Origin of the sequence: Enterobacter soli (assembly GCF_964208575.1) — a bacterium.
In the GTDB taxonomy this organism is placed as follows: Bacteria; Pseudomonadota; Gammaproteobacteria; order Enterobacterales; family Enterobacteriaceae; genus Enterobacter; species Enterobacter soli_A.
Map to the genome: position 1 here is coordinate 78,766 of NZ_CAXOFU010000007.1, position 26,535 is coordinate 105,300.

The 26,535-nt window shown below is 53.6% G+C and carries 45 protein-coding genes, 2 tRNA genes and 2 pseudogenes; 20 read left to right on the top strand and 29 right to left on the bottom strand.

From position 1 onward, the window contains the following. Positions 1 to 7: 7 nt before the first annotated feature. From AB6V08_RS09185 to AB6V08_RS09330, 29 genes and pseudogenes are all read right to left on the bottom strand, one after another. Positions 8 to 994 (bottom strand): phage minor head protein, encoded by a 987-nt coding sequence (locus AB6V08_RS09185; RefSeq protein WP_368542524.1) that lies wholly within the window; start codon positions 992 to 994, stop codon positions 8 to 10. Continuing rightward, positions 948 to 2,399, bottom strand: a complete 1,452-nt coding sequence (locus AB6V08_RS09190; RefSeq protein WP_368542383.1) for a DUF1073 domain-containing protein — start codon at positions 2,397 to 2,399, stop codon at positions 948 to 950. The genes AB6V08_RS09185 and AB6V08_RS09190 overlap by 47 nt, the downstream gene beginning before the upstream one ends. Before the next feature lie 11 nt (positions 2,400 to 2,410). Next, positions 2,411 to 3,883, bottom strand: a complete 1,473-nt coding sequence (locus tag AB6V08_RS09195; protein ID WP_368542384.1) for a terminase — start codon at positions 3,881 to 3,883, stop codon at positions 2,411 to 2,413. Continuing rightward, positions 3,883 to 4,398 (bottom strand): hypothetical protein, encoded by a 516-nt coding sequence (locus tag AB6V08_RS09200; protein ID WP_368542385.1) that lies wholly within the window; start codon positions 4,396 to 4,398, stop codon positions 3,883 to 3,885. The genes AB6V08_RS09195 and AB6V08_RS09200 overlap by 1 nt, the downstream gene beginning before the upstream one ends. Positions 4,399 to 4,752: 354 nt before the next feature. Continuing rightward, complete coding sequence (locus AB6V08_RS09205) at positions 4,753 to 4,965, bottom strand: hypothetical protein (RefSeq protein WP_368542386.1); 213 nt, start codon at positions 4,963 to 4,965, stop codon at positions 4,753 to 4,755. A 94-nt stretch (positions 4,966 to 5,059) separates the two neighbouring features. Then, positions 5,060 to 5,245, bottom strand: coding sequence for an Rz1-like lysis system protein LysC (gene lysC / locus AB6V08_RS23230; protein ID WP_439649867.1), 186 nt, complete (start codon positions 5,243 to 5,245; stop codon positions 5,060 to 5,062). After that, entirely contained in the window at positions 5,229 to 5,606 is a 378-nt protein-coding gene (locus tag AB6V08_RS09210) for a DUF2570 domain-containing protein (RefSeq protein ID WP_368542387.1), read from the bottom strand. The genes lysC and AB6V08_RS09210 overlap by 17 nt, the downstream gene beginning before the upstream one ends. Next, complete coding sequence (locus AB6V08_RS09215; RefSeq protein WP_368542525.1) at positions 5,603 to 6,055, bottom strand: lysozyme; 453 nt, start codon at positions 6,053 to 6,055, stop codon at positions 5,603 to 5,605. Before AB6V08_RS09215 ends, AB6V08_RS09210 begins: the two co-directional genes overlap by 4 nt. Positions 6,056 to 6,110: 55 nt before the next feature. Then, the gene (locus AB6V08_RS09220) at positions 6,111 to 6,431 is read right to left on the bottom strand and encodes a hypothetical protein (protein WP_032141950.1); all 321 of its coding nucleotides are present in this window, start codon (positions 6,429 to 6,431) and stop codon (positions 6,111 to 6,113) included. A 179-nt stretch (positions 6,432 to 6,610) separates the two neighbouring features. Next, positions 6,611 to 6,685 (bottom strand) — tRNA-Thr (locus AB6V08_RS09225). Positions 6,686 to 6,690: 5 nt separating this feature from the next. After that, positions 6,691 to 6,765 (bottom strand) — tRNA-Asn (locus AB6V08_RS09230). A gap of 98 nt (positions 6,766 to 6,863) precedes the next feature. Continuing rightward, the gene (locus AB6V08_RS09235) at positions 6,864 to 7,553 is read right to left on the bottom strand and encodes a bacteriophage antitermination protein Q (RefSeq protein WP_368542388.1); all 690 of its coding nucleotides are present in this window, start codon (positions 7,551 to 7,553) and stop codon (positions 6,864 to 6,866) included. Positions 7,554 to 7,652: 99 nt separating this feature from the next. Next, a complete protein-coding gene (locus AB6V08_RS09245) occupies positions 7,653 to 7,853 on the bottom strand; it encodes a hypothetical protein (RefSeq protein WP_368542390.1) in 201 nt (66 codons plus the stop codon). Further along, complete coding sequence (locus AB6V08_RS09250) at positions 7,850 to 8,455, bottom strand: recombination protein NinG (protein WP_368542391.1); 606 nt, start codon at positions 8,453 to 8,455, stop codon at positions 7,850 to 7,852. Before AB6V08_RS09250 ends, AB6V08_RS09245 begins: the two co-directional genes overlap by 4 nt. Next, entirely contained in the window at positions 8,448 to 8,618 is a 171-nt protein-coding gene (locus tag AB6V08_RS09255; RefSeq protein WP_368542392.1) for a NinE family protein, read from the bottom strand. Before AB6V08_RS09255 ends, AB6V08_RS09250 begins: the two co-directional genes overlap by 8 nt. Beyond that, a complete protein-coding gene (locus AB6V08_RS09260; protein ID WP_368542393.1) occupies positions 8,615 to 9,052 on the bottom strand; it encodes a recombination protein NinB in 438 nt (145 codons plus the stop codon). Before AB6V08_RS09260 ends, AB6V08_RS09255 begins: the two co-directional genes overlap by 4 nt. Before the next feature lie 211 nt (positions 9,053 to 9,263). Then, the gene (locus AB6V08_RS09265) at positions 9,264 to 9,497 is read right to left on the bottom strand and encodes an eaa protein (protein ID WP_368542526.1); all 234 of its coding nucleotides are present in this window, start codon (positions 9,495 to 9,497) and stop codon (positions 9,264 to 9,266) included. Positions 9,498 to 9,528: 31 nt separating this feature from the next. Beyond that, complete coding sequence (locus AB6V08_RS09270) at positions 9,529 to 9,936, bottom strand: hypothetical protein (protein ID WP_368542394.1); 408 nt, start codon at positions 9,934 to 9,936, stop codon at positions 9,529 to 9,531. Positions 9,937 to 10,222: 286 nt separating this feature from the next. Beyond that, a pseudogene (locus AB6V08_RS09275) lies at positions 10,223 to 10,441 on the bottom strand (hypothetical protein); the annotation flags it as partial. A gap of 3 nt (positions 10,442 to 10,444) precedes the next feature. Then, entirely contained in the window at positions 10,445 to 10,849 is a 405-nt protein-coding gene (locus tag AB6V08_RS09280; protein WP_368542395.1) for a hypothetical protein, read from the bottom strand. Then, entirely contained in the window at positions 10,846 to 11,049 is a 204-nt protein-coding gene (locus AB6V08_RS09285; RefSeq protein WP_368542396.1) for a Lar family restriction alleviation protein, read from the bottom strand. The genes AB6V08_RS09280 and AB6V08_RS09285 overlap by 4 nt, the downstream gene beginning before the upstream one ends. After that, the gene (locus AB6V08_RS09290; protein WP_196356837.1) at positions 11,046 to 11,276 is read right to left on the bottom strand and encodes a hypothetical protein; all 231 of its coding nucleotides are present in this window, start codon (positions 11,274 to 11,276) and stop codon (positions 11,046 to 11,048) included. Before AB6V08_RS09290 ends, AB6V08_RS09285 begins: the two co-directional genes overlap by 4 nt. Then, on the bottom strand, positions 11,273 to 11,719 hold the full coding sequence (locus tag AB6V08_RS09295) for a hypothetical protein (RefSeq protein WP_368542397.1): 447 nt from the start codon (positions 11,717 to 11,719) through the stop codon (positions 11,273 to 11,275). The genes AB6V08_RS09290 and AB6V08_RS09295 overlap by 4 nt, the downstream gene beginning before the upstream one ends. Next, positions 11,716 to 12,060 carry a transcriptional regulator gene (locus AB6V08_RS09300; RefSeq protein ID WP_368542398.1) on the bottom strand — a complete coding sequence of 115 codons (345 nt, stop codon included), beginning with the start codon at positions 12,058 to 12,060 and terminating at the stop codon, positions 11,716 to 11,718. The genes AB6V08_RS09295 and AB6V08_RS09300 overlap by 4 nt, the downstream gene beginning before the upstream one ends. Then, positions 12,060 to 13,493 (bottom strand): DnaB-like helicase C-terminal domain-containing protein, encoded by a 1,434-nt coding sequence (locus AB6V08_RS09305; protein WP_368542399.1) that lies wholly within the window; start codon positions 13,491 to 13,493, stop codon positions 12,060 to 12,062. Before AB6V08_RS09305 ends, AB6V08_RS09300 begins: the two co-directional genes overlap by 1 nt. Then, positions 13,483 to 14,382, bottom strand: a complete 900-nt coding sequence (locus AB6V08_RS09310; protein ID WP_368542400.1) for a DNA replication protein — start codon at positions 14,380 to 14,382, stop codon at positions 13,483 to 13,485. Before AB6V08_RS09310 ends, AB6V08_RS09305 begins: the two co-directional genes overlap by 11 nt. Beyond that, entirely contained in the window at positions 14,375 to 14,521 is a 147-nt protein-coding gene (locus AB6V08_RS09315; RefSeq protein ID WP_015571544.1) for a hypothetical protein, read from the bottom strand. The genes AB6V08_RS09310 and AB6V08_RS09315 overlap by 8 nt, the downstream gene beginning before the upstream one ends. Positions 14,522 to 14,604: 83 nt before the next feature. Then, entirely contained in the window at positions 14,605 to 15,150 is a 546-nt protein-coding gene (locus AB6V08_RS09325) for a toxin YdaT family protein (RefSeq protein ID WP_368542401.1), read from the bottom strand. A gap of 29 nt (positions 15,151 to 15,179) precedes the next feature. Next, entirely contained in the window at positions 15,180 to 15,407 is a 228-nt protein-coding gene (locus AB6V08_RS09330; RefSeq protein ID WP_033817243.1) for a hypothetical protein, read from the bottom strand. A gap of 69 nt (positions 15,408 to 15,476) precedes the next feature. Here AB6V08_RS09330 and AB6V08_RS09335 point away from each other — a divergent pair, with 69 nt between their 5' ends. The 20 genes and pseudogenes from AB6V08_RS09335 to AB6V08_RS09430 all read left to right on the top strand — a co-directional run bounded on the left by AB6V08_RS09335 (position 15,477) and on the right by AB6V08_RS09430 (position 26,491). Then, a complete protein-coding gene (locus AB6V08_RS09335) occupies positions 15,477 to 16,199 on the top strand; it encodes an XRE family transcriptional regulator (RefSeq protein WP_230065601.1) in 723 nt (240 codons plus the stop codon). Between the two features lie 11 nt (positions 16,200 to 16,210). Further along, positions 16,211 to 16,798 carry a hypothetical protein gene (locus AB6V08_RS09340; protein ID WP_059347400.1) on the top strand — a complete coding sequence of 196 codons (588 nt, stop codon included), beginning with the start codon at positions 16,211 to 16,213 and terminating at the stop codon, positions 16,796 to 16,798. A gap of 842 nt (positions 16,799 to 17,640) precedes the next feature. Further along, positions 17,641 to 17,955, top strand: a complete 315-nt coding sequence (locus AB6V08_RS09345) for a hypothetical protein (protein ID WP_063151430.1) — start codon at positions 17,641 to 17,643, stop codon at positions 17,953 to 17,955. A 148-nt stretch (positions 17,956 to 18,103) separates the two neighbouring features. Further along, the gene (locus tag AB6V08_RS09350) at positions 18,104 to 18,313 is read left to right on the top strand and encodes a hypothetical protein (protein WP_368542402.1); all 210 of its coding nucleotides are present in this window, start codon (positions 18,104 to 18,106) and stop codon (positions 18,311 to 18,313) included. A gap of 1 nt (position 18,314) precedes the next feature. Continuing rightward, entirely contained in the window at positions 18,315 to 18,473 is a 159-nt protein-coding gene (locus tag AB6V08_RS09355) for a hypothetical protein (protein WP_047727208.1), read from the top strand. Beyond that, positions 18,470 to 18,676, top strand: a complete 207-nt coding sequence (locus AB6V08_RS09360) for a cell division protein FtsZ (protein WP_368542403.1) — start codon at positions 18,470 to 18,472, stop codon at positions 18,674 to 18,676. Before AB6V08_RS09355 ends, AB6V08_RS09360 begins: the two co-directional genes overlap by 4 nt. Positions 18,677 to 18,752: 76 nt before the next feature. Then, positions 18,753 to 19,724, top strand: a complete 972-nt coding sequence (locus tag AB6V08_RS09365) for a hypothetical protein (protein WP_368542404.1) — start codon at positions 18,753 to 18,755, stop codon at positions 19,722 to 19,724. Positions 19,725 to 19,731: 7 nt separating this feature from the next. Beyond that, positions 19,732 to 20,016, top strand: a complete 285-nt coding sequence (gene gamL, locus AB6V08_RS09370; RefSeq protein WP_368542405.1) for a host nuclease inhibitor GamL — start codon at positions 19,732 to 19,734, stop codon at positions 20,014 to 20,016. An 18-nt stretch (positions 20,017 to 20,034) separates the two neighbouring features. Next, on the top strand, positions 20,035 to 20,880 hold the full coding sequence (bet, locus tag AB6V08_RS09375; RefSeq protein ID WP_368542406.1) for a phage recombination protein Bet: 846 nt from the start codon (positions 20,035 to 20,037) through the stop codon (positions 20,878 to 20,880). Further along, positions 20,877 to 21,557 carry a lambda exonuclease family protein gene (locus tag AB6V08_RS09380; RefSeq protein ID WP_232938078.1) on the top strand — a complete coding sequence of 227 codons (681 nt, stop codon included), beginning with the start codon at positions 20,877 to 20,879 and terminating at the stop codon, positions 21,555 to 21,557. The genes bet and AB6V08_RS09380 overlap by 4 nt, the downstream gene beginning before the upstream one ends. Then, positions 21,554 to 21,982 carry a regulator gene (locus tag AB6V08_RS09385; RefSeq protein WP_368542407.1) on the top strand — a complete coding sequence of 143 codons (429 nt, stop codon included), beginning with the start codon at positions 21,554 to 21,556 and terminating at the stop codon, positions 21,980 to 21,982. The genes AB6V08_RS09380 and AB6V08_RS09385 overlap by 4 nt, the downstream gene beginning before the upstream one ends. Next, complete coding sequence (locus AB6V08_RS09390) at positions 21,979 to 22,131, top strand: DUF1317 family protein (protein WP_032619397.1); 153 nt, start codon at positions 21,979 to 21,981, stop codon at positions 22,129 to 22,131. Before AB6V08_RS09385 ends, AB6V08_RS09390 begins: the two co-directional genes overlap by 4 nt. Continuing rightward, positions 22,128 to 23,543, top strand: a pseudogene (gene dcm / locus AB6V08_RS09395) (DNA (cytosine-5-)-methyltransferase); the annotation flags it as partial. The gene AB6V08_RS09390 and the pseudogene dcm, both read left to right, overlap by 4 nt. Then, positions 23,532 to 24,134 (top strand): phage N-6-adenine-methyltransferase, encoded by a 603-nt coding sequence (locus AB6V08_RS09400; protein WP_368542527.1) that lies wholly within the window; start codon positions 23,532 to 23,534, stop codon positions 24,132 to 24,134. The pseudogene dcm and the gene AB6V08_RS09400, both read left to right, overlap by 12 nt. After that, on the top strand, positions 24,131 to 24,349 hold the full coding sequence (locus AB6V08_RS09405) for a hypothetical protein (protein WP_368542408.1): 219 nt from the start codon (positions 24,131 to 24,133) through the stop codon (positions 24,347 to 24,349). The genes AB6V08_RS09400 and AB6V08_RS09405 overlap by 4 nt, the downstream gene beginning before the upstream one ends. Continuing rightward, positions 24,346 to 24,732 (top strand): phage protein NinX family protein, encoded by a 387-nt coding sequence (locus AB6V08_RS09410; RefSeq protein ID WP_368542409.1) that lies wholly within the window; start codon positions 24,346 to 24,348, stop codon positions 24,730 to 24,732. The genes AB6V08_RS09405 and AB6V08_RS09410 overlap by 4 nt, the downstream gene beginning before the upstream one ends. 91 nt (positions 24,733 to 24,823) lie before the next feature. After that, on the top strand, positions 24,824 to 25,039 hold the full coding sequence (locus tag AB6V08_RS09415; protein WP_368542410.1) for a TraR/DksA family transcriptional regulator: 216 nt from the start codon (positions 24,824 to 24,826) through the stop codon (positions 25,037 to 25,039). Beyond that, positions 25,039 to 25,443 carry a phage protein NinX family protein gene (locus AB6V08_RS09420; protein WP_368542411.1) on the top strand — a complete coding sequence of 135 codons (405 nt, stop codon included), beginning with the start codon at positions 25,039 to 25,041 and terminating at the stop codon, positions 25,441 to 25,443. Before AB6V08_RS09415 ends, AB6V08_RS09420 begins: the two co-directional genes overlap by 1 nt. Further along, entirely contained in the window at positions 25,421 to 25,660 is a 240-nt protein-coding gene (locus AB6V08_RS09425) for a DUF4222 domain-containing protein (protein WP_368542412.1), read from the top strand. Before AB6V08_RS09420 ends, AB6V08_RS09425 begins: the two co-directional genes overlap by 23 nt. 585 nt (positions 25,661 to 26,245) lie before the next feature. Next, positions 26,246 to 26,491: an excisionase family protein gene (locus AB6V08_RS09430; protein WP_063308747.1), complete on the top strand. Its 246-nt coding sequence runs from the start codon at positions 26,246 to 26,248 to the stop codon at positions 26,489 to 26,491. The last annotated feature ends 44 nt before the right edge of the window (positions 26,492 to 26,535 follow it).

Sequence of the window (26,535 nt, forward strand, 5' to 3'; positions counted from 1 at the left end):
TTTTGTATCATGCCGCTTCGTCAAGTTTCCACTGCTGACGCTCTTTCTTCAGCTTATCCGCCAGACCCTCATTGAAAATGCCGCCGTCGTCGTTAAGCAGCACCGGGATCTGGCTGCAGTAGCAGTTGTACCGGTTGCCGTTCTCAGCGTAGAAGTCCCGCACCTCTTCGGTGGTATAGACCTTCCCGTGACGGCTGGCGTGCCACGTGCGCGTCGTAGGTTTGAGCGCTGACAGCCACAGAAGGCCGGTATTGAGCCCAAGGCGGTCAGCGGCCCAGTCCGTTTCATTCCATTGTGCCTGCCGCAGCGCGCCGACCTGCTCAGTCTGAGCGATGGTCTTCGCCTTCGACATGCTGACATCGAGGCGCTTGCTGATAACGCTGGCCGTCTCGCGTGGATTCACTCCGCGCGCCACCGCATCGGTGATGATGTTCGTCAGGTCGCCGCGGGCTGTATCGCTGATAACCTTCCAGTCACTGAACGTTGTCAGCTTGGCCGCCGCTATCTGGTTCAGGTATCCCGGGCTGCTTAAAAGCTGCTGTAGCGTCGTCTGGCTGGCGTACACCTGCGACTGAACCGACAGGTTGGTGAAGGCGTTTAGCGTGCCGCGGTCATACTCCGCAATGACGTAGTCCATCGCCCACAGGTTCTGGCTGCCGCCATCGAGAAGCTCATCATCCAGAATCGACTGAACAACCTGCAGCAGGTCGGCCAGTTCAGCAGAGGTCATGTCATAGATGAACTTACCGGCATTGACCTGATACAGCGAAGGCTCTGCGCCCTCGTTGTTGCACATCACCCAGGACTGCTGTGCGTTCGCCTCACGCTGCTGCCCGGTCAGCCGCAGATCAAACATAGCCTTAAGCTTGCGCTTGATGTTCAGATACCTATCTTCGATATCATTGAACATCCTGCCGACCTGCCGCGAGGACTGCGTAGGGTCAGCTTTATTGCGCGGTACGATTGGCGTCCCGATTCTGGTTTGCGCTGTCATCATCATCTGTCAGCGGATCCTTATCGGTTTGCTTTACATCAGGGTTAGGTGGCTGAACGACCTTGCGAGGCTCCAGCTCTCCGACTGCGCGGATTTCGTTTTCATCGACCGCCGGTGTGCCGTATGCCTGCTGGGTATCTTTCGCCACGACAGCCATTGCCTGCATGTTGGCAATCTTCTCTTTTTCGCTCGGCGCGAGCAGGTCAGACCATGCCAGCGTGACCTCTCCGGATGATGGTGGGTCAATTACGCCTACTGTCCAGAAGCGCTCAAGGACGCTTTCTACAATCGTCGACTGGAATCCCCAGCGGCGGCCGTTACAGCGCTTCGCCCAGTCTGTTTTGTCCTCATCGGAGGCAAGGCGCCCCGTCTGTTGACCAAACAGTATGGTGAACGGGCACTGAATCGAAGATGCAAACTCGTTGGCGGCCACTGTCCAAGTTGGGGATGGGTCTGCCGCCGCAACGGAGAGAACAGACGGCGTGCCGGCCTGCATAACCAGTGCCGCATCCGTGCCACGGTTCATCTTGGCGACTTTGTCGTTAAGCGCCTCGCCCAGGTCTTTGTAGCCAGAGTCTGTGGCTTGCTTTGACAGGTTCGCAATGTTGGTTTCTTTGTCGAACGCAATCCCGAGCTGGCGACTGGCATTCTTCAGGAACCCTTCGGCACTACCGCCAGATACCTTTTCTAGGTCGAGCAGTTTGTTATATCCAGCGCGCAGGAATGGCACTCCAGACAGCATGTTTTCGTCTTCTGAGCCTTCGCAGAGGATGATGATTCGCTCGGGGTGTACGGTAACGCCTCGCACCGGGCCGTACGTACCATCATCACCTACTGGCTGCTCGTTGAAGTTGTACGAAACTGGCTGGCCGTACGTCTCTGAAAGCGTGTCGGTATCGAAGTTCCCTGGCTTGATCTGCGATTCCCACGCGGGAATCAGCTTAACAATGGCCTTGTCTTTCAGCCGAGCCACCACCGACCTGTCTACCGGCTCACTCCATTCCCTTCCGTCGCGGAACTGAATGAGCAAAGCCGAGTACCGGCCAACGAGATTGCGGCGATCAGCATCCTTAATTTTCGGCCAGTGCTTCTTCAGCAGCTTAGTGGCTGACTTTTCCCAGTCCGTTGTCTCGGTTGACTCCTTACCGTCGTCGCCGTCGATGATCGTCGGGTTATCAACCCAGCACGAATCAAGAAGCTTATGGACTGCGGCAAACGCTACCGCGTTGCGCTCGTATGCCCGGTAGTAGCGGTCGAACTCGAGACTGTTTGGATAGCCGAACTCATCCCACAACTTCGTGCGTTTGGTGTTTCCCGGCTGGCCTGCGTACAGCATGCGCTGCCGCCCGATAGCATCAGCAAGGGCATTAACGAGGAATGAAACCTCGCTTTGTTGTTCACTCACTGATGAGCTCCTTAGAAGAATACTGCGCCGACCTGCTTGTGGTTGTTCTTCGCTACTGCAAAGTAACGGAAGCCGTCAGCACCGTGTGATGTGAAGTCATGAAGCGGTTTGTCTTTCCAGCATCCGCGCTTGTCGTCCCACTCCTTGCGGTAGCCTTCGAGGTGAGATATGCCCTCGGCACATTTCTCCTCATCGAAGACGCAGGACGGGAGGATTTCGCGCACCGACTCAATGCCGGTATCGACACCCGTTTTCGGAACAACATTGAACGTCATCGAGTACACCTGGCCGTCGATTTCATAGCCTTCCTGCGCGAGCTCTTTGCGCGATTTTGCGTCGGCACCGAACTCGCGGTTCTCAATGTCGTGCGGCCCCCAGTGCTCGCCGTACTCGTAGCCGCGGTCTTTCAGCACCTTCATGTAGTGCCTCAGCCCCTCTCCGGAGTTTTCGTAGTAGTCGATGATGTGGAACTCTTCGCCGACCTCGCGAACGAACCAGATCGCCGTGGAGTCGCCCACGCCGATATCCCAGAACGTGTGCACCGGAAGGTGCGAGTTATCCGGAATTTGGCCGATCCGCTTGTTGGTGTAGAGCCATCGGAACTGTTTGGCGTAATACGCGCCCTCGACCGACTGCTGGAACGCCTCGGCCGGAATGGTCGGGTATTCGCGCTTCATGTCGTCGCCGAGCGTTTTCTCTTTGGCGTAGTACCAGGCTTTCTGGCGTTCATTGACTACTACGCCGTGCTTCGCTTCCATTTCAGCGAAGTACTCAAGCAGGCGCACCGGCAACGATTCGACCGGATCGATTGCGTACTGCGGGTTCTTCCACCAGGAGAAGAAGAAAAACTTCCAGTCCAGCGCTGAAAGGGACTTGCCCTGCAGCAACGCCTTCTCTGCCGCCTGGCAATAATCGAAGAAGTAACCCGCCCGGCCCTCTGCCGTGCTCTCGATAGTAGCGAAGCATCCAGTCGATACCGCCTCAAACGCACCAGTGACGATTTCACGGGCTTTGTCCGGATACTTGGCGCATATCTTCCCGAACTCTGAAACGTGCAGGTAACGCAGCGTACCTCCACGAAATGACGTGCTGACGTAGAGCGAGCCGCCCTTCTTGAAGACGAGCTCGCCGGAAGAGTCGTTACTGGCCGGGTTGGCCGCCTTTATCTCTGCCGGCAACTTGTCATATGCGAACTTCACCTTTTCGCGGAACAGGCGTTTTGCGTCATTCAGCGTGTGAGCAATCAGAGCGCATTTAGCCGACTCGAATAGAGCTGCGTCGAGCTGGATGATGCACACCTCAGTGGTGAAACCGAGCTGACGAGCCTTAAGGATGATGTTGCGGGTGTGGATCCCCTCGAAGTATTCCCGCTGCTCAGGTGTCATCCTGAACCGCGTTGGCTTTCCCTCTTTGTCGGTGATCCAGTAAAGATTGTTCAGCCGCCAGTCCTTGTCGGACAGCAGCTTGATGTGCTCAGGTTTCATTAAGCCCCCTGAGACAGTGAATCCATCAGGTTAGACAGGTCATCAACCGTCTTATTGCTTTCCTCGGTGTCGAGGTTATACGCCTTGCGCTCAGCATTTATCACTTTGATTTGAGCATCAACACCGGCAGTTATCGAACGAGACATTGAGGCGTGATTATCTTCCGTGATCTCTGCGTCTTCGAGGAAATCGCGCAGCTTATTAGTGATCCCGCGCCATGCCGCCAGACTTTCCCGATGAGCCATAACTACAGCAGCCGCCTCATCTGAGGCCTGGTCAATAATCTGCTCATCAGTAACCACTGGTGGCTGGTTACCGTCTTTGGTTACCGACTTGGTTACCTTGACTTTCGTTGCCGCTCTGACCTTTTCCGTCAGGTCACGCTGCCATCCTTCTTTGTTCGCTCTCTTCAGGATGGTTGCATGGTTAACGCCATGTTTTTCACCAATAGCCCTTACAGACAAAGAGCCAGCACGGTAAGCCGACTCGATGGCCTCCCAGTCCGGTTTTGCCATAATTTTTCATTCCTGTTTTGTACTGCCTTACCACTAGTCCGATGTGATTAACCAGACTTAGGTCGTAAAATTCCTAATTATTTATTTTCCGGAATCTCGACATGGAGAAGGCGATCGTAGTTAATCGCAAGGCGTTAACCTCCCGACCTCAAGCCGTTTTGATGGTTCATAGCGTGAACGGGTATACCGTTTGCGTTGTTCCTGCATCTTTCTCTGTGGTTGCCGGACAGGAGTTGTACAGACAAGAGCATTACCGTGGTGTCTGGAGAGTGTCAGGTACTGATGATTTGTTCCCGGCAAATATCACGGGAGCAATGACACTTGATGAGGCTGAGCGCGCTTTCACACAGATACTTAGCCTGTAGCGTTTTCATTATCTGTCTGTTCGGCCGGCACTGGCGTGAATTGCACGCGCTTCACATCGGCCGGAGCGAAATACAACCACTGACCCGATTCCGTCGCCAGCGGCACAAAGCCGTTAACCAGCTCAGGCTGACGTCGTGACATCTTGCCCGTGTACTCGCCGCCGTCGTTCGTAGTCAGTTTTATGTTGTAGATGTCGGACATAGTTACCTCTCTGCCTTTTCGCAGCTGTTGCCCTGCTTCTCAGAAGTGCTTAGCCACTTACGGCTTACCCGTCAGCAAGATGATGATCACCGCCTTATTGGGGTTGAGCATTCTTTCCTTGTCGGGAGGATTCGATTTTGCGGATGGCTGATTTATCGAGGTTGCACTGCCCCAGCGCCGTATAGAGTTGAGCGTTTAACTCCAGGCTTGCCTGCCAAGTGAACGGAACCACCATCCCCGGGATCGGCGTGTCAGCGGTCAGGTCAGCGCTTATCGGCACTACCGGGGCTGGAACGTAAACTGTCTGCGTATTCCCGCAGGCTGTCAGCAGCGACAGAAGGAACAGGCTGGTTAGCGCACGGATCGCCTTCAAGCGCCTGCCTGATGTAGACAATGCGTGTCTCGCTCTTTTGAGCCAGTTCGTTCTTTGCATTCTGGGTAGCCTGTGAGATGTCACGGATGAGGTTCATCGTGGTGATCACGTTGCTGGTGATCGCCTCTGATGCGTCTGCCCGGACCGTCGCCTTATCGCGCTGGTCTTTGTAGGTGATCGCGTTGTCGCGGTAGTGGTTAATCGCCCAGGCCATGGAAAACAGCAGGCAGATAACGACAGCGCAGATGATTGCGGTTAACCGACTCATTTCACACCATCCAGGCAAAGCGCCTTTTCTTTCCCGGCGCGAGTTACCAGACCCGGAAGAATCTTTCCGCCACCCCATACCCAGCGAGGAAACTGGTTGCATGCCGCCGTGATGTCCCCACTTCTGAGAAGAGAGAACATCGTGGAAGTGCTCATGTTTCCGCAGCCAGCACGAAACGTTACCGATACAGCTGCTGAGAAAGTATCGTCAGATAGCTTTCTGCCATTCCCGTAGCGGTTAACGCATGATTCAGCATCAAGGATGTTGCGCTCCCACTCGGCTGCGATCTGCTGGTCAGACTTAACGGTTCCGAGCTTAACGCCATGCGTATTACCCATGCCGTCAGTCAGCACACCTGCCGGGCACACATACGGATCACGCCGGCAAGACTCAGCGTTACCGATTAACTCCAGCCCGCGCTCGTTAGTCCGGACGTGTCCCGCATTCATCACAATAGCGATGATCGTTCCTACAGAGCAGACAATGCCCGCCGTGCCGCTTTTCTTACTCAGTTTCAACTGTGCCACCGGAAATTCTCCGCATTGCCTCCGTAACCACCTCGGCGGCAGCCGGACGATCGGAGTGAGGTTTTTTACCTACATCAGATAAGTAGTTTTCCAGCAGCTGGGTTCGTTTCCTTTCCTCAGCCATACGCTCACGTTCTTCTTTCCGTTTTGCGTAATAGGTTTTTATCGTGAAGAACGCTGATACCAGCGCGCCGATAATAAACACGTAATCCTGCAGGCTAAGTAAAGAGAACAGGCCCAAGGCCGCCGACCACCAGTACGGCAGATCGTGTCCATTTGTTGGGTTCATACGTTGCATTCCACACCTCCGGCTTCGGGGTGCTGTGTCGTAGTAAGAGAAAGGCCGTCAGACACGATAGCTACGTGGCATCTGGAATTGATTGTCTGCGGCCAAAATAAAAAAGCCCGCGACAAGCGGGCAATATGGGGGTAAGGCAATGTCGGCTCGTTGGCCGAAGGGTCCCAGGCATTGGGTTCTGGTGCCGGGCAAAGGAATCGAACCTCTGACGCGCAGCTTACAAGGCTGCCGTTCTGCCACTGAACTAGACCGGCGAATTTGGCGGGACAGGAAGGATTCGAACCTTCGACCATTCGGTTAACAGCCGAACGCACAACCGCTGTGCTTCTGACCCTGAAATAAAAAAGCCCCGCACGATGGCGAGGCTCTTAATTCTTTGTCGACCTACGAAGCTATGGCGACGATATCAGATTTACATGAAATATATGCGTTTCAGTTCGGTTTTGCAAGACTTACATCTAAATTTGTCGCCTTTTGTTGTGAACGTGATCGCGTTACGGAGATAAGCGCGCCACTATCGAGCCGCGCAAAGCTGTTACGCATTGCCAGCCAGTGAGGCAGATACGTTTCCGTCCAGGTGGATTTCGCAACGCCCGCCAGTTCTGCCAGTGCCTGGTATTCGTACGTCTCCCTACCAGCCAGCTCCGCTTTGACGTCCTGCGCCGCCAGCCAGATCAGCTTCTTCAGGCGCTCCATCGTCTTTCCAGCCACCTTCTTCGCGCCGAGCTGATCCCGGAACTCTCCCCACGCCCACTGGGTGATCGCCACCTGGTACTCAAAGTGAATATTCTCGCTGTAGTTCCAGAGCAGCCATGCTTTTTGGTGGTCTTCAAGAGACAGAACAGCGCGGCGCCAGGACGCGGTGCCGAACTCTATCGGGCTGACAAGCGCGATAGACGATCCCTTGGCGCGTGACTGGCTACCGCTCATCGCCGGGCCGTCCGGGTTAACTTTACGGCCGGTGACCGGATCGGTGATTTTCTTCCTCCCCCGACTTCGGGCCGTCGCGGTGAATTGCGCGTTTTCGGCGAAAGCTACCAGCTGCCCTTTCGTCGCCCCGCTCAGATCTGCGGTCGCCACAATGAGCTGCTGACGTACGTATTCCAGTTGCTGACTGTTCATGCGGCTTCCTTCTGTGGCTGATTGGTTTTGGTCTGGCTGTGCTTTGCTACTGGCGGCAGGTAGGCGCGCTTAACGCTTTCGGCCTGGTACTTTTCGAAATCAGCTCTGTTCATGATTCCACCACTCCCGTGCTGACTTTCTGTATTCAGGGTTTTCTGTCTGACAGATAATTTCCGCTCGATCGCCGCTTATCAGTTCGCGAGCTTTTGCATACAGCCTTTCTCTTTTAGAAAGCTGCGTCGTTTCATACCAAGTGCTGGCAACGAACTTTCTCGCTTCAGCTGGAGTAAATGCCTTCATGCAGCCTCCCGCTGTTTAAGTGCTTTTAGCTTCGCGCGGTACTCGTCACGAATGCGGATGTAATCTTCACGCTTCCATTTCGGTAGCTCGTGTGGGCCCATCAGCGCATCAAACCGAGCCTGCCCTATCTTCTGAATGAGTGCAGGTCGGTAGTTGATGAGGTTCCCTGAGAGATGGTTATTGCAGGGGGCACATTGCCGATGACAATTGTCTTCGTCGAAGCGTAACTCTGGATTAGCCCCGGTCGTGCGGAAGTGGCCGGCATGGTACTGGCCTTCGTGGTGGCGGCCACAGCTTATGCAAGGCAAATGGCGGTCGCGGTAGCGGATAAACTCGTTAAAAGCCTGCTGAGCCTGCTTGATGAAGTAGCTGAGCGGTTTAACCTGTTGCTTCTTCGCAGCAAGGCGCCGGCGATCTGCTTTCTCTGCTTCATGCTGCTCCTTAATGCGCTTGGCCTCGGCTTTCACCTTCTCCTTCTCGCGTTCTTCCATTGCGAGGATTGTGCCGTGTTCCGGGCAGCACCAGCGGATCCGGATGTCATGGAATTTCGGCACGAAGTATTCACCGCACACTTTGCACTTACGGCGGGATGGTTTACGCATGGTTCCTCCGTGCCGCGAGACGCAGCCATTTCTGATCCACCAGGCGGGCGGTATAGCCTTTCAAGGTCGGGATGTCGGACGGCTTAACCGCGGCCTTACGCTGACGGCGAGTCGGAACGCGGAATATTTCGTTAGTGATGACACGAGCGAGAGGGTTATTCATGCGAGCCTCCCGAAATAGTCGCCACGATAACGGACATCGCGCAGTTGGATGTTCTGGCTAACGGCGAAAGCCTGGGTGTACTCAATCAGACTGTTCATCCGCTTGATTCCCATCGATGAGGTGCTTTCGCGAATTGCCACCAGTTCTCCCTCAATTCCAGCAATGACCTTCCCCTGCCCGCCAGTGGCAATGGAGTGACCGGAAACCAAAATTGATTTCCACGACGGAAGCGACCACGCAGAGCCAGCCCACTGAATGCGATGCTTTGCCAGATCTCCGCAAAGCGCGTGGAACAATGAATTCTGAGGAATAGTGCGCTTAGGGTCGGCAAAACTCACTACGAGAGGGAAATCTGCGTTTACAGGCTGCTTGTTGATGTAGTCGATGAGGTTGCGGCGAACCTGCTCATCACGTAGGAAGAATTTGATACTCATACGCCACCCCCGAGAGGTAACGCAGAATAAAGAAAATCGCAGGTGCATTTCTGCATCTGTGACAAGGTGAGGAGTTCAGATTGTTGTCGCATTTAAGTCCCCTTAAATGCGCAGAAGTCACCGGAGTTGTTCAGGCTCCGGTGACTTAATTATGGATGGATGATTATTGGAAATCAAACGTTGTTTGACGTTTTGTTATGCGGCGAATTGGTTAGGCGTCGCGCTTCTCAAGCCTCCATACAGCCTGACCTATCCTGCTGTGGCCTAAGTCTTTTGTTACGAGCCCTTCCTTAGCCATCTCGGTTAAAATCTTGCGAAGCTCTGCTGACTTCCACTCTTCATCTGGGAATCTAGCCTCCATTGCCAGGCGAAGATTCCATGTAGCCATCCTGACTGGATATCTGCCGCCAAAGACTTTCTCTTCCTTAGCGGCTCTAGCTTGCATTACCTCTAAAATCTTTGTTTTCTCATCCACATCACACCTCCTGCTGCGGTGCTGCTGCGAGACCGCGAATGATGCGCTTGATACCCTCAATGCGGTCATCATCCACCGAGTCTACTGTTTCTATGCGATCGAGCATTATCAGTGCTGCGTTTGCTTCATCGCTTCTCGTCCAGCCATCCGGAATGACCAGAGAGTTGCTGCTGCGCGACTCGGCGTTTTTTGGCAAAGAATCCAGTGCTGGCGCGGTCTGGATGGTGCAGCGCGATTCGGCGTTTTCGGCCCCCTGAAGCATGGCGGCGCAGCCTTGCCACCCTTCCCACATTGCCGCCATCATCATGAACCAGACGTTTCCACAGCCAGTCTTTTTGTTATCAAAGAACCAGTCAGCAAACTCCCGACTCATGCCGTTTTGCTCTGCTATTTCGTAGCGATTATCCATTGATCTTCTCCTGATTAAGCATGGCGGCGCGGCAGGCGTTCCAGGCTTCGAACTGACCATCAATCCCATCATCACAATAACCTTCAGTCGTCCGTAATGAATCCCAGCTATCGAGGGGCGATCCGTGCTCAGATTCCCACCATTTTTCAAACATAGAGCGGTCAGGCACAGCTAGCGGCGCTGGCGAGGCGGTGTAAAACGGAAGGCAGCCTTCTCCCGATTCCGCATACACAGAGCATGATTCGATATGCCCTTGCTTTAGTAGCTCAGAGTATTCAGCGTCGACGTATCCAACAGGTTCAGCTTCGAGCGATGCCAGCGCGATACGCGCCAGCTCTCGCACAACTTCTGGCGGTGCATATCTGTCGTTCAGGTCATCCCAAAGGTCGCACATCTTCCTGCTATCCTCAGAATGAACATCCTCATTTGTTCCGGCTAGCGCGGTAATAACCTCATCGGCGGCTTCAATTATTTTCTGCGCCCGTTCTTTGGTAATTGTGCTCATGGGTTAGTCCTCTCCTTTGATGTGAATGCCTGCGGCACGGATTGCTGCCATATCGCCTGAACGGACTCCCTCCGCCGTTAGACGAAGAGCGCGATCAAGCGTTAGTTCAGTGACATCGGAAAGATAATTGTTGATATCAGGCAATTTCACTTCCCGCTTCTCCAGCTCAGCAATCCGCTTCTCTGCTGTTCCAAGCGCTCTGCCAAGCTCGCCATTTTTCTTCTCCAGCGATTCAATTCGGTCAGCCTGCTGGTTTATGTGGTCGCCCTGGGCTGACCATGCTTTGTCTTTGGCTTCCAGCTCATCCAGCAGCGCATTAGCTTCATCCTCACGAAGCACCACCGTGTCATAGCTTTCGGTCTGCTTTTTGATTTTTTCAATGAGAGCATGTTTTTCGATGTTGCTCATTGGGCGGCCTCCCCGACACGTTTATTCCATGCAGAAATAGCCATGTTGATTTTGTTCGCACCAACCATCTGAGCAGACTGCGCGTCACACGAGTGGCAGCGAACAATTGCCGACTGGTAAGGGCAGTCCTCTTCGTACTGCGCGAACGCCTCTACGTCTTTGCTGCCGCAGAATGGGCAGGGTTTGATTTGCGTACTCATTGGGCGGCTCCTTCTGCTTTCTTTTCGTCAACGCTCCAGGCTGTAGCCAGTGCGCTAGCCACCTGATAAAACGAGTGCTTAACCTTCACCGAGAATTTTTCGCCAGTAACTGATACCGTTTCGATGGTGGTCAGCTCGCCACCGCTTTCATGGTCTGGATAAAACTGCGTTACCTGGTTGCTATCGACAATCACTGATCCGTCCGGCGTGTGCATTTTCAGTTTCATGACTGCACTCCTTTGCGAAGCTCAAAGGCGAACTCATAGGCGGCATCGGGCAGAGAACGGTAATAAGCCTTAGCCTCAACAAACACCGCGTTTTCTTCACCGCAATAGGCAGCAAACATCTCCACACCGCTGGCCCGCACTTCAGCCAGGAAAGAGTCGGTGGCCGGGGTTTTGATGTCGAGCAGCATTCGAACGCTTTCAACATTCTCCGAATCGGTTGATTGCTGCCATCCGATAGTTGCGTCAATCGCTGCCTTCAGCCCCGCATTCTCCGCAGCCAGCGCCGCGCATCTGGCTTCGAGTTCCGCATTGCGCTTTTCTGCTTCTTCGACTTTTTCCGCAACCTGTTGCAGGCAATACTGGAGAGAAGCTACTCGCGGCGAGTTCTCTTCCATCTGCTGCATTAATTCAGCCATTTTTTCCACTGCGCTTACGTTTGTCATACCCCTACCCTCCCCCAAACCATCAATACTCGCTTCATAGCCGCGCTGTTGCGGCACTCCTGGCAGATCACGTTTGCCTCTGTACGCTGCACCAACTTCGAATTTCCCTTCGGCATCGCCGGTATGGTTTCCGGTGCGTATTTCATGCCGTAGCTGGTCAGCCGATAAAGCCGCTGGCCATGCTTGCCTTCGAAATCGATCAGGCCGTCTGCAAACAATGTGCTTAGCGGGCCGGAAATCTTTTTGGTGGTCATGCCGATCATGCTGGCAATACGAGCACTGTTCAGGCCCGGGTTATTACGCAGGGCTGCAAGAATCTGCCCACGGATTGTTATGGTCATCAGAACCCCCCTTTCTTTTTCGGCTGCTGCTCACGCCCGCGGCGTTCTGCGGCGGCGGCCTGCTGGTCTGTGTCGTAAATTGCCCCGTTGTTCTGATTGCAATAAACCGTTCCGGTACTGCCGTGGCGGTTGAGTCGCAGGATTAACTCGGTTTCTCCCGGCGGCACGCTGTCATCGAAAGCACCTTCCCGGTGGATACCAACCCAGTAGTCGCAGTCCTGCTCAATCTGTCCTGTGTCGCGGGAATCGCTCGGTAACGGGCGTTTATTCACTCGCTTCTCCAGTTCGCGGTTGAGCTGGGTCAGCAGCACGACGACGCAGCCAAGCTCTTTAGCGAGGTTCTTCAACCCTTTGGTGATCATCCCGTAGGCAAGGTCATTACGGTCGGCTTTTTCGGCGGTCATCAGAGTCAGGTAGTCAACCAAAATCATGCCTACGCAGCCCTTCTCGCGTTTGATTCGGCGGCTTTCGCTAACGATGTGCGCCAGTGACAGGCCCGGAGTGTCGTCGATGTACAGCATGTCGATTTCACTCAGCCGGCCAGCTGTAGCGATCGCCTTCTTAAAGTCGCCGTCGTAGTCTCCCTGGTACTGGTCGTCGGCGTCATCCGTGGCGGGCATGTAAAAAATGCTCGGGTTTACGCCGGACTTCTGCCCAACAAGCTTTTCGAGGATCTGGTCGCTGGGCATTTCCAGGCTAAACATCAGCGCTGGCTTTTTCTCGCGAATCGCGCAGTTGATCGCCATCTGTCCGTACAGGGTTGTCTTGCCCATCTTTGGCCTTGCGCCAATCACGAACAAAGAGCCTTTAACCAGACCTTTCGGCGCCAGCAGCCGGTCGAGTGACGGGATACCGGTACTCATGCCGCGCTGTTCGCCTGAAGGGTCAAACCGTTTCTCCAGATCCGCCACCCAGTCATCCATAACCTCGCCGAAAGACCGCAACCCCCGACGACTGCCGGTTTTTGAATGGTCTGCGAGCTGGGTGAAAATACCCTGAATGGCCTCGTACTTCTGCGTAGCGCTCATGCCATTGCGGGAATACAGCAGCTCAGTAGCTTCGGTAAGGCGGTTGATACCGTAGCGCTCCATTGCGGCTTCCCGGACTGATGCTGCGTATGCCACGATGTTTGCAGCGCTTGGAGTGTTCTTGGCGATCTCCGCCAGGTAAGCAAAGCCACCTACCTGCTCCGCGAGCCCTTTGCCTTCAAGCGCGTCGAACAATGTCAGACCATCGACTGGCTTGTTGTCGCGGAACATCTGGCGCATCTCGGCAAAGATAAGCTGGTGAGGTCGGCTGTAGAACGACTCAGGCTTGAGCATCGCCAGAACCTTCTGGACTCGCTCGCTGTTGTCATCATCCAGCAGCAGGCCACCGATAACGCTCTGCTCTGCTTCGAGGTTTTGTGGTACAGCCATGAATTCAGCGGTCATCACGATCCCCCTCGCGCACTTCGATGTAGAGCTTTTCGGTCAGGAACTTATCGAATTTCATGCGGCGCCAGGTCTTCCCGGATTTCTGGTCTGGTCGGTCTTCAAGCATCCAGCGGCAGTTCTGAGCGATGTAGCGCAGATAGCTTCTGAAACCGTCCATATCCATCGGCTTGCCGTCCAGGTTGCGGGCAATCTTGTTAGCCTTACCCCAGAAGGTGCGGATCAGATTGCGTCGCTCATCAGTGAGGCATCTCCATCCCCGGGCTTCAGGCAGTTCGTCTTTCAGGCATTGCCATACTTCATCGCATGACAAACGGGACTTTTTCTCTTCAGCGGGTTTCTGGTCATTTGCGACATACTTACTACCGTTAGGTAGTAAGTTATTTAATATATTGTTATCTGTGGACACTGGCTGGACATCGGCTGGACACTCCGCCTCCGCAGGCATTGATATAACTGCGTTTGCTCTGGACACCGGCTGGACATCGGCTGGACAAAAATTTGACTGATATTCGTCATATTTGACCACTTTTAGAACAGTAAAACGGTTGTTCGATTTGGTGGTGATCATGCCCAGGTTCTGGAATTTACGGAGCAGTGATTTAACGCGATCAGCGGTCAAACCCGTTTCCATTGCCAGTGTGTTTCTCCCGGTAATGAACTCTCCGCGCTCGCAGATCACATCGCCTACATCAGTCGAAACCATTGTCTGTTCGTGATTAGCGCGCAGGAGCAGGTGAACCCATAAATGAGCCGCCTCAGCGTCCTTGTAGAACGGCACATCCATAATTTTACGGTGCAGCAAGGCAAACCCCTTACCGTCATTCGTGCGCGGTTTCTGGAGCCTTCTGGCCTCTCTGGCTTCGGCTAAATTGGATACGTTACCCACGGCCACTCTCCTTACGTTTCAGTTCTTCCAGGATGGCGCGCATCTTCTCTGCCACAATCGGATTAACCGAGCGGATGAAGCGGTCGCGGGTTATGTTTTTATGTACAGCGGTATGGTAATAGCGTGGATTTTTTGCCATTATTGCTCCTGCAACTACTCTCGTTTTTGCACCAGAAAGTCGGTTCTGTTCGCGCAGACCGGCTTTCGCCATTTCTGTAGTTCTCACATGACCCCCAGCATCGATGTAACCATCGTCATCAACGGTCCTACCTGCTCCGGCATGAGGCGGAACAGCGAAGCTATACCTTCGCTTACCTCTTTCAGCTTTTGATGCTCTGGAGCGTCCAGCAGGACAGCCTGCTTAGCTTCAGCACACTCTTTCATCGCGGATGCGATTAGCGACATCGTGTCGTTCTGAGGCGCCAGGCGGTTGCGATACTCCAGCGGCAGGACCGACATGATTGCCGGCGCCAGCTGGCGAATGTTGTTGGCGGCGTATTCGGTATCGCCATCAATCCAGCGAAACACTTTCTGCATCTGGCGGTGCGAGTCAGTGGGGATATCCAGACCGGTGCCGCCGGTAGCCCGCCACTCTTCCACAATCAACGCTGCGACAAATTCACGGCTGCGGCAATCAGCTGCCCAGGCGCGAACAGCTGCGCGGATCCCATCGATGTTTAACGCCATGGAATCAGGTTCCCGGCGATTCTGGTAAATCATCGCCGTTGGCGAAAATTTGTTACCTTGTTGATACGCAAGTGAATGCATTGCTTTCCCTTTCGTTGTTAAGGCCGCCGTTAAGCGGCTTTTGGTTTACTGATTTCAAGAATCTGGTTTTCGGTAAACTGACCACCAGATGCAGCTGCGATTTTGGACGCATAGCCTGTTTCGCCTGTGTAGTCGGTGCGCGGCAGGCAACCGCTATTAATCCATTTGTAAATAGCGCGGGGAGTGCGCCCGCAAGCCTTCGCCACCACCGGTACACGGATTTGTTTGATGATGTCGCCAAGGTTTTTAGGTTGCATTTGTTAACCCTCAAAATTGAACTGTAAGTACATATTATGTCGGAACTGATAGTTCACGCAAGTGATATTATGATTGAACCTATGGTTCAAGAAGAAAAAGCGCGTACAGAGTTTTCCCAACGGCTAGCGCTGGCCTGTGATAAAGCTGGTTTACCTGCTCATGGTCGTCAGGCTGAAATTGCAAAGCGAATGAAGCTAACACCAAAAGCAGTAAGCAAGTGGTTCAATGGGGAGGCTATTCCAAGACGTGGCAAGCTGCAGGAACTGGCGGCTATAATTGGCACATCCTCGTCTTACCTATTAGGCGATAGTGCAGCAGATGGCATATCTGAAGGGCATATGGCAATGAGGGACGATTCTTTCCGTGTAGACGTTTTTGATATTCAAGCTAGCGCTGGGCAAGGAATTCTTGTGCGAGATGAGTTCATTGAAACAATCCGATCCATAGAGTATTCAACCGAAGAGGCTCGCGCCGTATTTGGTGGGCGCCCAGCTGACCACATAAAAATGATTGCCGTGAATGGCGATTCTATGTCTGGCACGTTCGAGCCGAGAGACCAGATCTTCGTCGACGTGAGCATCGACTGCTTTGACGGTGACGGCATATACATTTTCGTTCTGGACAATGATCTCTACATAAAGCGCCTTCAAAAGCAGCACAAAAAATTAGCTGTGATTTCAGACAACAAAAAATATGAGACCTGGTATATCGAGGATGGTGATTTTTCATCTCTCCGGATCTGCGCGAAGGTCCTGGTAAGCCAATCCAGAGCATATAGATTTCATAGCTGAGGAAGTTAAGCATGGAAGCAATTAAGGTTACAGATCTTAGTGATGGAAGCGTTTTGTACGAGCTTGGCGACCACTTCATCACCTGCAAATTAAGCCACGATAAACGTTGGCAACTAGGTGCTTTCAAACGTGATGAAAGCAAGCTCAGAGATGACACTCTGGCGGTTTTGAAGAATGAAAAATTCATGTTTATGGTTAAGCTCGGCGGACAGCTTTCTCCCAAGCCTCAATGCATAGCTGTTAACGGGCGTTTTTTATTTTCTGTCCATACCGGCAAAGACAACAACATGGCTGCAGCCATAGTCATGGATAACACCGGAAAAGAGTTATTCAAGATAGAAACTTCCACTCACCTCATCAGTTCGGCCATATCTGAATTTGGGCGCTACATCGCCCTATCGTTTGCCGGCAGCAAAAACAAAGATGATTTTTACGCGCACCGGCTTGAGGTCATAAACATTGATACCGGAGAGGTGTTGATGTCCGTTATCAAAACAGACTTCCTTCGATACGCTGAGCTTTCAGTTGTTGAGCCAGACGGCGGACTTTTCGCAACTTTCAATGGTCGCACAAGGCTTGTTGATGTGACGAACCTCTAATAAATCAAACCAGCCCCAACCCACCTCTCCCAATCAATAAAAAACTCAAAAATATTTCTCCTTAAAGTTCATAAAGTTAATCGTATATGAACTTTTCATTCACACATAATGTACTTCTGGTACTTTACATGAATGAACTATTGGTACATTATCAACCCATCGAAACGAAACATCGACAGCTGAGCGAAGTTAGCCAGCGGCGAAGTGGAGATTCGACCAGGCGAACGGCGCACCACTACCGATTCGTCATGCTCTTTAACAACATGCAGATTTACAGCGTCAATGACCTGTTTAGACCCCTACACGAGAAACGTGCTGTATCACCGGGTGCGATCCGGTCGGTGAGAGAGTATCCCCGCGCGAGAGCGAGAACGGCGTGAGAACGGGCAACACTGGCAGGGAGTTAGCGCTGATTCAACTTAGAGGAGTGATTCCCATGAAGCACTAAAGCGGATAGACCGCACTTTGTTGCCTCTTCAGGCAGCGTGACGACGGCGTTCATACGGTCGGGTTCCCACGGCGGCGTAGTGAGGGAAAGGAGGCATAAAGCATCACTGAGTAACCGGTTAGCGCCCGGTTAACGCGTAAGCAGCTTCAAATGTGACCGGGTGACCGGCGCTGGCCACTGCGAGAGTGTGGCGAAGTGCTTTTGGGTGAAGCGGCGTGGGAAATCGGTGACACGCACAGCGTCTACGTGAGCGCATCGTATTTCACGATTGGGCAGGCAGGTGGCCCAGAGAGTTCGGTTTCGTCCGACCTTGAACACATCGCCGGGGTAACGTCCGGCCTTCACCACCAAAGCATTTCTCCCGCATCAGCGGGTAACGACAGAGGGTAAGGTTATGGGATCTGGCGACATAAGCTTCAAGGAAAATCATCGCCTTAGCATTAAGGTTGATGAGTTTATTTCCATAATTCCCACGTTTCGTACCAAAAAAGAAGCTATCAGTGCTGGCTCAAAATTCGGTTGGTCCTCAGCTTTTTGCATCGAGCGCAGATTCGAAAAGGTATGGGCTGTGGGAACAAAGGATTTTCAGAACGATTATGTTGGAAAGGTTACGTTTGAGGTTTTTCGCCTTCCACTTTTGAAATGGGAAAAGGTAGACGGAATTACGCGATGCCCGGTTCTTTCCATTCGCAGATATCAAGCCGCCTAACCAGCGGCTTTTTTCATACCTCAGTCGCTTCACCGAGGCGGCTTAGTTATGACAACCGGCGGCCATCCACCGCCCATTGAAACACAGAAAAATGCGTTGAAGTCTTGTATTAACCGTTCCGTTCGCCGCGATAAGGCCAAGAGGATTTATGAGTGATTTGGTGTTGGGCTTAAAGATATACGCCTTATGGTTTGTTGGGATGTTTCTGTTCGGCATAGCAATCAACTTGCTCACGATAAAAGAACATCGCCAGACACTTTCAAAACTAGCCATTGACCATGTTCGCATGTCATCCGCAATAACCATTGTGGGCCTGATTGTGTGCGGTATGGGCTGGTTCTTATTCAAGGTGGTGTGAGATGACAGTCACACACAACGGCAAGCAGTACACCGCCAAAAAGCTCAACGATAACGAGTGGCAGCTGACGTCGGTATCGGCACCGCGCGACAAGCTGACGCTTAACCGCTGGCAGATGCATATCGCTGGCCTCCTGAAACAGGTTGAGGTGAAGGTATGATTGGAATGCACTACGGCACCGCATCAGTGCCACGTAGCGAGGTTTTACCGGGCACAATGCTGCAACACCACGGTAAAACTTATCGCGCCTCTGCGAACGTTGAGAAAGGCCTGTACGCATTCAACTTCTTCGAAAAAACCATCATCAAAAGTGATTCCGTCGTTGTGCTACTGAATGAGCGCGGCGAGCCAATGGTTCACTGATACCAAACACCCTATTCAACCGATCGGCCTGGCTAAAAGCGGGCGGGATCTGCACATCCAAATTTCAGGAGAAACCATGAGCGAAGTAACGGACTTAACTGTCATCGAAATCAAGCCGGAGCAGGCTCCAGTGCTTTACGTATCGGGCGGCCTTGACGCTTACCTTGAGCAAATCCGCCAGGCAGTAAACGAAGTGCCGGACCTGTCCACGAAGAAAGGCCGTGACCGTGTGGCCTCTCTTGCTGCGCAGGTGTCTCGCAGCAAGACGGCAATTGAAAAGCCAGGACGTGAGTACCTGAAGCGCCTGAAAGAAGCTGTGCGTCCGGCTGAGGCCGAAATTAAGCGATTCGTTGATGCCTGCGACGAGTTGCGCGATGCGACCCGCCGACCACTCACTGAATGGGAAGCCGAGCAGGAACGCATTAAGGCTGAAGAAGCTATGAACGTGCTACACGCCGAAGCGCTGGAGATGAACGAAGAGTTCGACCGCCAGCGTGCCGCGCAGATCGAGGCAGACCACGAAATGGCTCTGCTGATGAATGACAAGTTTGACCGCGACCGCGAAGAGCAGCGCCTCCTGGCGGAACAGGTTCAACGCGAGCATGACGAGCGGCTGAAGCAGGAGGCGGCAGAGCAAGCCCGCCGAGATGCAGAAGCGAAGCACAAAGCGGAGATTGAAGCCGCAGCGCGCCGTGAAGCAGAAGAGAAAGCCCGCGCTGAACTGGCAGAACGCCAGCGCATTGAAGCGGAACAGCGTGCGGCACGCGAGAAGCAGGAAGCAGAAGCCCGGGCGGAAAGAGAAAAAGCTGCGGCAGTGGAAGCTGAGCGCCTCAAAGCAAAACAGGCAGAAGAGAAACGCCTGGCAGAAGAGAAGCGAATCGCCGATGAGCAGGCAAAACGTGAAGCCGATGTGAAGCACCGCAAAACGGTCGGCACCAACATCGTTAACGCGCTCACCAGCCAAACCAGCTTAACCCGCAAGCAGGCTATCGAAGTGCTTGCCGCTCTGAAAGATGACCTGATCCCCTGCGCGAAAATTCATTACTGAGGCAACCATGAACGCATACCTCACTTACGACCGCATCGAAGATCGGCGCTGGGCTGAGCAGCAGATCACCGACGAGAAAGAGAAGTGGATCGACGACCGGGCGCAGAAAATCATCGACATGATGCCAAAAGAGCCGTCCGGCCTCTTCCATTTCTCAGTACCGATAGACTCCAGCCCATACGAAGGACTTCGTAGCGATAAAGCTGGCGTGGCCTACAACGATTTCATTTCGGCAGTTGCTTACGCCCAGGCGGAATACGACTGGGAACACCGTACCGGCTGCCCGTTTTAATTTTTGAGGGGATTAACGATGGCAAACGAATTAACAATCACAGCGACGTCGCTTCAGGAGATAGGCGTAGACGTCTCCACCTGGAGCGCGCTGAAGAACAGCATCTACCCTGGCGCCAAAGACGAATCGGTAATGATGGCGCTTGATTACTGCCGCGCCCGCCAGCTGGATCCTTTACTCAAACCTGTCCACCTCGTTCCGATGTACGTCAAAGACTCGAAAACAGGTAAAGGTGATTGGCGCGACGTGGTCATGCCTGGCATCGGGCTTTACCGCATTCAGGCAGACCGTTCCGGCGATTATGCCGGGGCTCGCGAGCCTGAGTTCGGGCCAGACACGACGCAGACACTTTCTGGTGTCGAGGTGACCTTCCCTCAGTGGTGCAAATACACCGTCTACAAGCGCATGCCCAGCGGGGAGATCGTCGAGTTCAGCGCCAAAGAATATTGGATTGAAAACTACGCCACCGGCGGCCGCGACACAACGGCGCCGAACGCGATGTGGAAAAAGCGCCCATACGGACAGCTGGCGAAATGCGCAGAAGCCCAGGCGTTGCGTAAGGCTTGGCCCGAGATCGGACAGCAGCCTACCGCCGAAGAAATGGAAGGCAAATCACTGGACGTTGATATCCGTGACGTCACGCCGCGCAACTCCACAGAAGCGCTTCCACCAGCAGCAAGCGAAGAAACGCTTCAGTCGATAACCGATCTCTTAACGACCCTGGATAAAGACTGGGAGAAAGACTTCCTCCCACTGTGCAGCGACATCTTCAAACGGCAAATTCTTGAGGCGTCAGAGCTCACTGAAGAAGAGGCACAGAAAGGGTTTGGCTTCCTTCAGAAAAGAGCTAAGGCGGCAGCATGACACCAGAAATTATCCTGGCCCGGACCGGCATTGACGTAACCACTATCCAGCAGGGCGATGAGGCGTGGCACCGGCTACGCCTAGGCGTCATAACCGCCTCTGAAGTGCATAACGTCATTTCCAAGCCGCGCTCCGGCACCAAATGGACGGGCATGAAGATGTCCTACTTCCACACCCTGCTCGCCGAGGTATGCACTGGCGTAGCGCCAGAGGTTAACGCCAAGGCACTGGCCTGGGGGAAGCAGTATGAGGAAGACGCCCGCACTCTCTTTGAGTTCACCACCGACGTGAAAGTCACGGAGTCTCCGATCCTGTTCCGTGACGAGAGCATGCGCACCGCGTGCTCCCCTGACGGCCTTTGCAGTAACAATTTCGGCCTAGAGCTGAAATGCCCGTTCACATCCCGCGACTTCATGAAATTCCGTCTCGGCGGTTTCGAAGCAATTAAGTCAGAGTACATGGCCCAGGTGCAGTACAGCATGTGGGTAACCGGAAAAGACGCCTGGTTCTTTGCCAACTACGACCCGCGCATGAAGCGAGAAGGCATTCACCATGTCATCGTTGAGCGGGATCCGCAGTACATGACCGATTTCAATGAAATGGTGCCGGAATTCATCGAGAAGATGGACGAGGCGCTGGCGGAAATCGGCTTCACGTTCGGGGAACAGTGGAAATGAAACGTACTCCATTCTACCGCAGGCCCGGGCGAACCGGGCAATTCTCCGGCCTTCGTGAGCGCGTTATCTGGATGATCCAGACGCGCGGCCGCCCGGTCACCGGCAGCGAAATCGCCGAGAAGTTTGGCGTAACGCTCATCGAGTTTAACCGGGTCGCCAACGGCATTACCCGCGGCTCCGGACAGATAGCGCAGATCGTTGAGTCAAAAAAATGGCTCAACGAGGACGGCATCTGCGACCGCACTTTCGACCTGGTCACGAAGCCAAAAGTTGTAACGCCGCAAGGGAAATCGCGGCTGTTCACCCGGCGCGCCATAGAACAATCGCAGGAAGGTAGACGGCAGGAGTGCAATGAACGTGCCGCCCGCCGTCGTCGCCTGATCGCTCAGGGCCTCTACATCGACGAAATGGAGTCCATCCTATGACTCACGCTCAAGACGACATCAGGGTTGGCACACTGTGCCTTCCCTTCATTGGTAACGGCTGGCTAATGCCATGGGGTGAAGTGGTCAGCAATCCATTAAAGGCGCAGAGACTCGCTGAGGAATATCGGGAAAGGCAGGAGGCGGCATGAAATACGGAAGCGTGTGCAGCGGCATCGAAGCTGCCAGTAAAGCGTGGGAACCTCTCGGCTGGAAACCTGCCTGGTTCTCTGAAATCGAACCATTCCCATCCGCAGTCCTCGCCAACCACTGGCCGGAAGTAACCAATCTTGGCGACATGACCAAAATTGCCGAGGCGGTGAGCGCGGGTGAAGTAGAAGCGCCTGATGTTCTGGTCGGCGGTACGCCTTGCCAGGCATTCAGCATCGCAGGCTTGCGTGAAGGCCTGTCTGACGACCGAGGCCAGTTAACACTCTCTTACGTGGAATTAGCCAATGCAATCGACGCAAAACGCCGCGAACGCGGTGAACCAGAATCAATTATCGTCTGGGAAAACGTCCCCGGCGTGCTCAGCAGCAAAGACAATGCCTTCGGGTGCTTTCTGGCGGGACTTGCCGGAGAAAGCAGTGAGTTGCAGCCAGCAGGGGGAAAATGGACGCACGCAGGTTGTGTGTCTGGACCAGAAAGGGTTATCGCCTGGCGTGTCCTTGATGCTCAATTTTTCGGAGTGGCCCAACGCCGCCGTCGTGTGTTCGTTGTCGCAAGTGCTCGAAAAGGATTCGATCCCACAGCGGTACTTTTTGAGCTCGACAGCGTGCGCCGGGATTCTGCGCCGCGCCGAGAAACGCAAAAGGCAGTTGCCGCCCTTACTGCGCGAGGCGCTGGAACGTGTGGCGCTGACGACAATCAGGCACAAGCAGGACACCTGATAGCTCAGTGCGCTAATGGTGACGTTAGCCACACATTAAAGGGTGAAGGGTTTGATGGCAGTGAGGACGGAACCGGGAGAGGTGTTCCAGTTGTAGCTTTCGGCGGCGGCAATACTGCCGGTCATATTGATGTAGCGACCGCCTGCACCGCGCATGGGATCAGGTTGGATTTTGATACTGAGACTTTCGCAGTGCACGGTACGCAGGATCCAGATACCAACCGAGAACTTGCACACACGCTCGGACGCAACAACGGGCAAGAAAACGCCTGCATTGCATTTAGCTACAAAGATAATGGAGCAGATGCGACGTCAGATCTGTCACCTACGATTCGCGCAGGAAACCACGATAAAAGTCATGCTAACAGCGGCCAGCCGCCAGCTATTGCGTATGCATTCAAGGCCGGACAGGGTGCTAAAGCCGGTGGAATTGGTTACGCGGAAGAGCAATCACCGACATTAACCAGCGCCAGCAGCGGAACCAATCTTGCACCGGCGGTAATGCATGGCGTGGCAGTTCGACGACTTACGCCGATTGAGTGCGAGCGGCTTCAGGGATTTACTGACAATCACACCATGATCAGCTGGCGCGGAAAGGATGCTACTGAATGCCCGGACGGCCCTCGCTACAAAGCAATCGGCAACAGCATGGCGGTACCGGTAATGCGTTGGATTGGTGAGCGCATCGCCGCAGCGCTGCCAGCAGAGAAGTTGAATGGTGATTATGGCGGAAGTAAAACACCGCTCGACCAGCGCGACCTATGGCGCACGCCGCCAGCCCTATTCTCTTCACTTAATGCTGAGTTCTGTTTCCAACTGGATGCAGCCGCAGCGCCGCATAACGCGCTGTGCAGGAAGTTCATCACCGCCGAGCAGAATACGCTGGAAACGCCCTGGGCTGATTACATGAGCATTCCCGGCTACGCCTGGCTGAACCCACCATACAGCGACATCACACCGTTCGTTAAAAAGGCCGCTGCCGAGAGCGCCAATCAGATTGGGACGGTCATGCTGGTACCGGCTGATACGTCGGTTGGCTGGTTCAAAGAGGCTATCCAGACCGCCAGCGAGGTACGCTTCATCACCGCAGGGCGGCTGGCATTTATCAACCCGGTCACCGGTAAGCCGGTAAGCGGCAACAACAAAGGGTCGATGCTCATCATCTGGCGACCGTATCCGCGTACACACTGCCACTTCGCAACTGTGGACCGGGACGAGCTTATGGCTTTCGGGGCGAAACTTCTCGCCCGGCGGGAGGTAGCATGACGCCAGAAATCGAAAATGCCATCCGCGCGCAGGGCCGCAAGTGCGTGGAAGAGATCAGGCAGGCCATGAAAGCCCGGCCAAAGCCGCGCTGGAATTCAGTGGCGCCTCCGATCCTCAAAAAGCATCACGCAAAGATAGAGCCGATGGGCGTCAGCCTTGTGGCATTCGTTAGCAGAATTGGGCGGATGACAGGCCGCTATGGAGTGGAATCGTGAAGGTTAGGACTGAAGATTTATCAGGCATCCAGCTTGATTATGCAGCAGCGCTAGCAACCGGTCAGAAGGTGGATTTTGAAGCTGATACCGGGTGTCTTTGGTTTGAAGAGCGTGATGTGTGGTTCACCTGGAGCCCTTCAACGGAATGGGCTCAATGCGGCCCAATGATGGAGATCTTATCCATCAGCTGCTACCAGTCGGCACATCCGGAAACAGGAAAGTTGTACCACTGGGTTGGGGTTAATGAACTAGTTTCGCCTAGCCGACGCCGTGGCCTGGTTGCTGACAATCCACGCACAGCCATTTGCCGCGCAGTTGTATTTGCAAAGCTCGGTAATGAGGTGGACATACCGGACGAGTTAGCCGAAAAGGAGCCAACATGAAGACACTAATAACCAGGTCGCTTAGTCGGCCTTTTTTATTGCTGGCGTTCACATTCAACCGAATTAACCGACAGTTCCGGGAGCATTGACCATGGACATCATCGACACAGCAGCAGAGATAGAAGAGCTTCAGCGTAACGCTGCCCTTTCCGCCCATCGTATCGACCGCAACGCCGTATCAGCTGAGCGTTGTGAAGAATGCGACGAACCAATTCCCGAGCCGCGACGCGCTGCCGTTCCTGGCTGCCAAACGTGTGCCAGTTGCCAGGCTGACCTAGAGCTTTTACGCAAGCAAAGGGGGTCTTGATGGACTACACCGGACTAAGCGACTTTGAGATTAATAACTTAGTTGCCATTTCTTTGGGGGCAAAGGTTACGGATAGCTACCGAGTAGGAGAAGAGCGGGAAACAGTTTACTACTCCCTTGGCGGTGACGAATTTGCAATAAGACGCGGCTTTGGAAATATAAACGATGATTTCGACCCATGCCAAAAGCCTAGTGATGCATGGCCAATCATAGCTGATAACCGAATCAGCATCATGTTTGATGGCACTCTTCCGGAGTATGAAGGTGTGTATCACGAGTGGTGCGACGCATTATCATCGTGTCGAAATTTCGGAATTCAGCATCAGTTAAATCCTCTCCGCGCCGGAATGATCGTGTTCCTCATGCTTCGGGAGCAAGCCAATGTTCAGGATAATACAGCCTAATACCTGGTACGCCGATCCCCACGGCTCGCCCTGCAAAATCCTCCGCTCTACCCACGAAGTAATCCACTACATCCGCAACGGTCGCACCTGTATCGCCAGCATGGGCCGCTTTAATCAGGATTTCGAGCCGCTGACCAAAGCAGAGGCCGAGCGAATCGCCGAAGAAATCGAAACAGCAGAACACCTGAAGAAGCTGCGCGCCCAGCGCGCGGCATGAGGAGATAATATGAAAAATAACGCAGCAGCTCGCCGGATGCTTGGCATGACACACTGGCGCAGCAATACGCAGCAGATGGAACTAATCGAAGGTCACCCTTCTGCAAGGACTGGGAAGCATGTATCGGCATGGATTGCACTTCGCACTCGATCCGGAAGCTTTTTCTACTTCCGCTGACGCAACTGATAGCCAGCTCATAACTGGCTATTGGCTTCCATGGCTGTGTAGATGCGTCGTTGAAAATACAGACGTGTTTATCTGGATCGTCTAATATAAGTCGCTTGAATCTGTTATTAAAGCGTCTTAGGAAAGTGGTTACATGTCGGAGTTATCGACTACGAGAACGATTGAGATAAATGGTGAGTCATGCACAGTAACATGTGTCCATAAATATCCGGTTTTATGGATTGCTACAGGAATATTCGATAGAAAGTTCATACAGCAAAATGGGAATAGTGAAGAATCAGCATTTGTAAACTGGGAGAATGAAGCAAAGAGTTTCATCTCCCCCCTCCTCTAGAAAAACTCAAACAGTCTCATCTTAATGACCGCCTCATGGCGGTTTCTTTTTGCCTGGAGAATACCATGAGCGAAATGACCTTAATCGTACCTAACGACTGGGTAACCGAAGAGAAACTCGTCGAGATTACCGGCCTTCGCCCGGGCACTATCGAGCGGGCCCGCAAAAAATGCTGGATGATCGGGCGGGAATACCTGCATGTTTCCCCAGACGGCGTCCCAAAGAAAAACAGCGAGTGTATGTACAACCGGAAGGCTGTCGACCAGTGGGTTGAGAGCATGTCAAAGAAACAGCCGGGTGCGCGCCAATGAAGATCCGTTTATGCTTAGCGGGCTCTTGGACGTCAGGAGGGAAT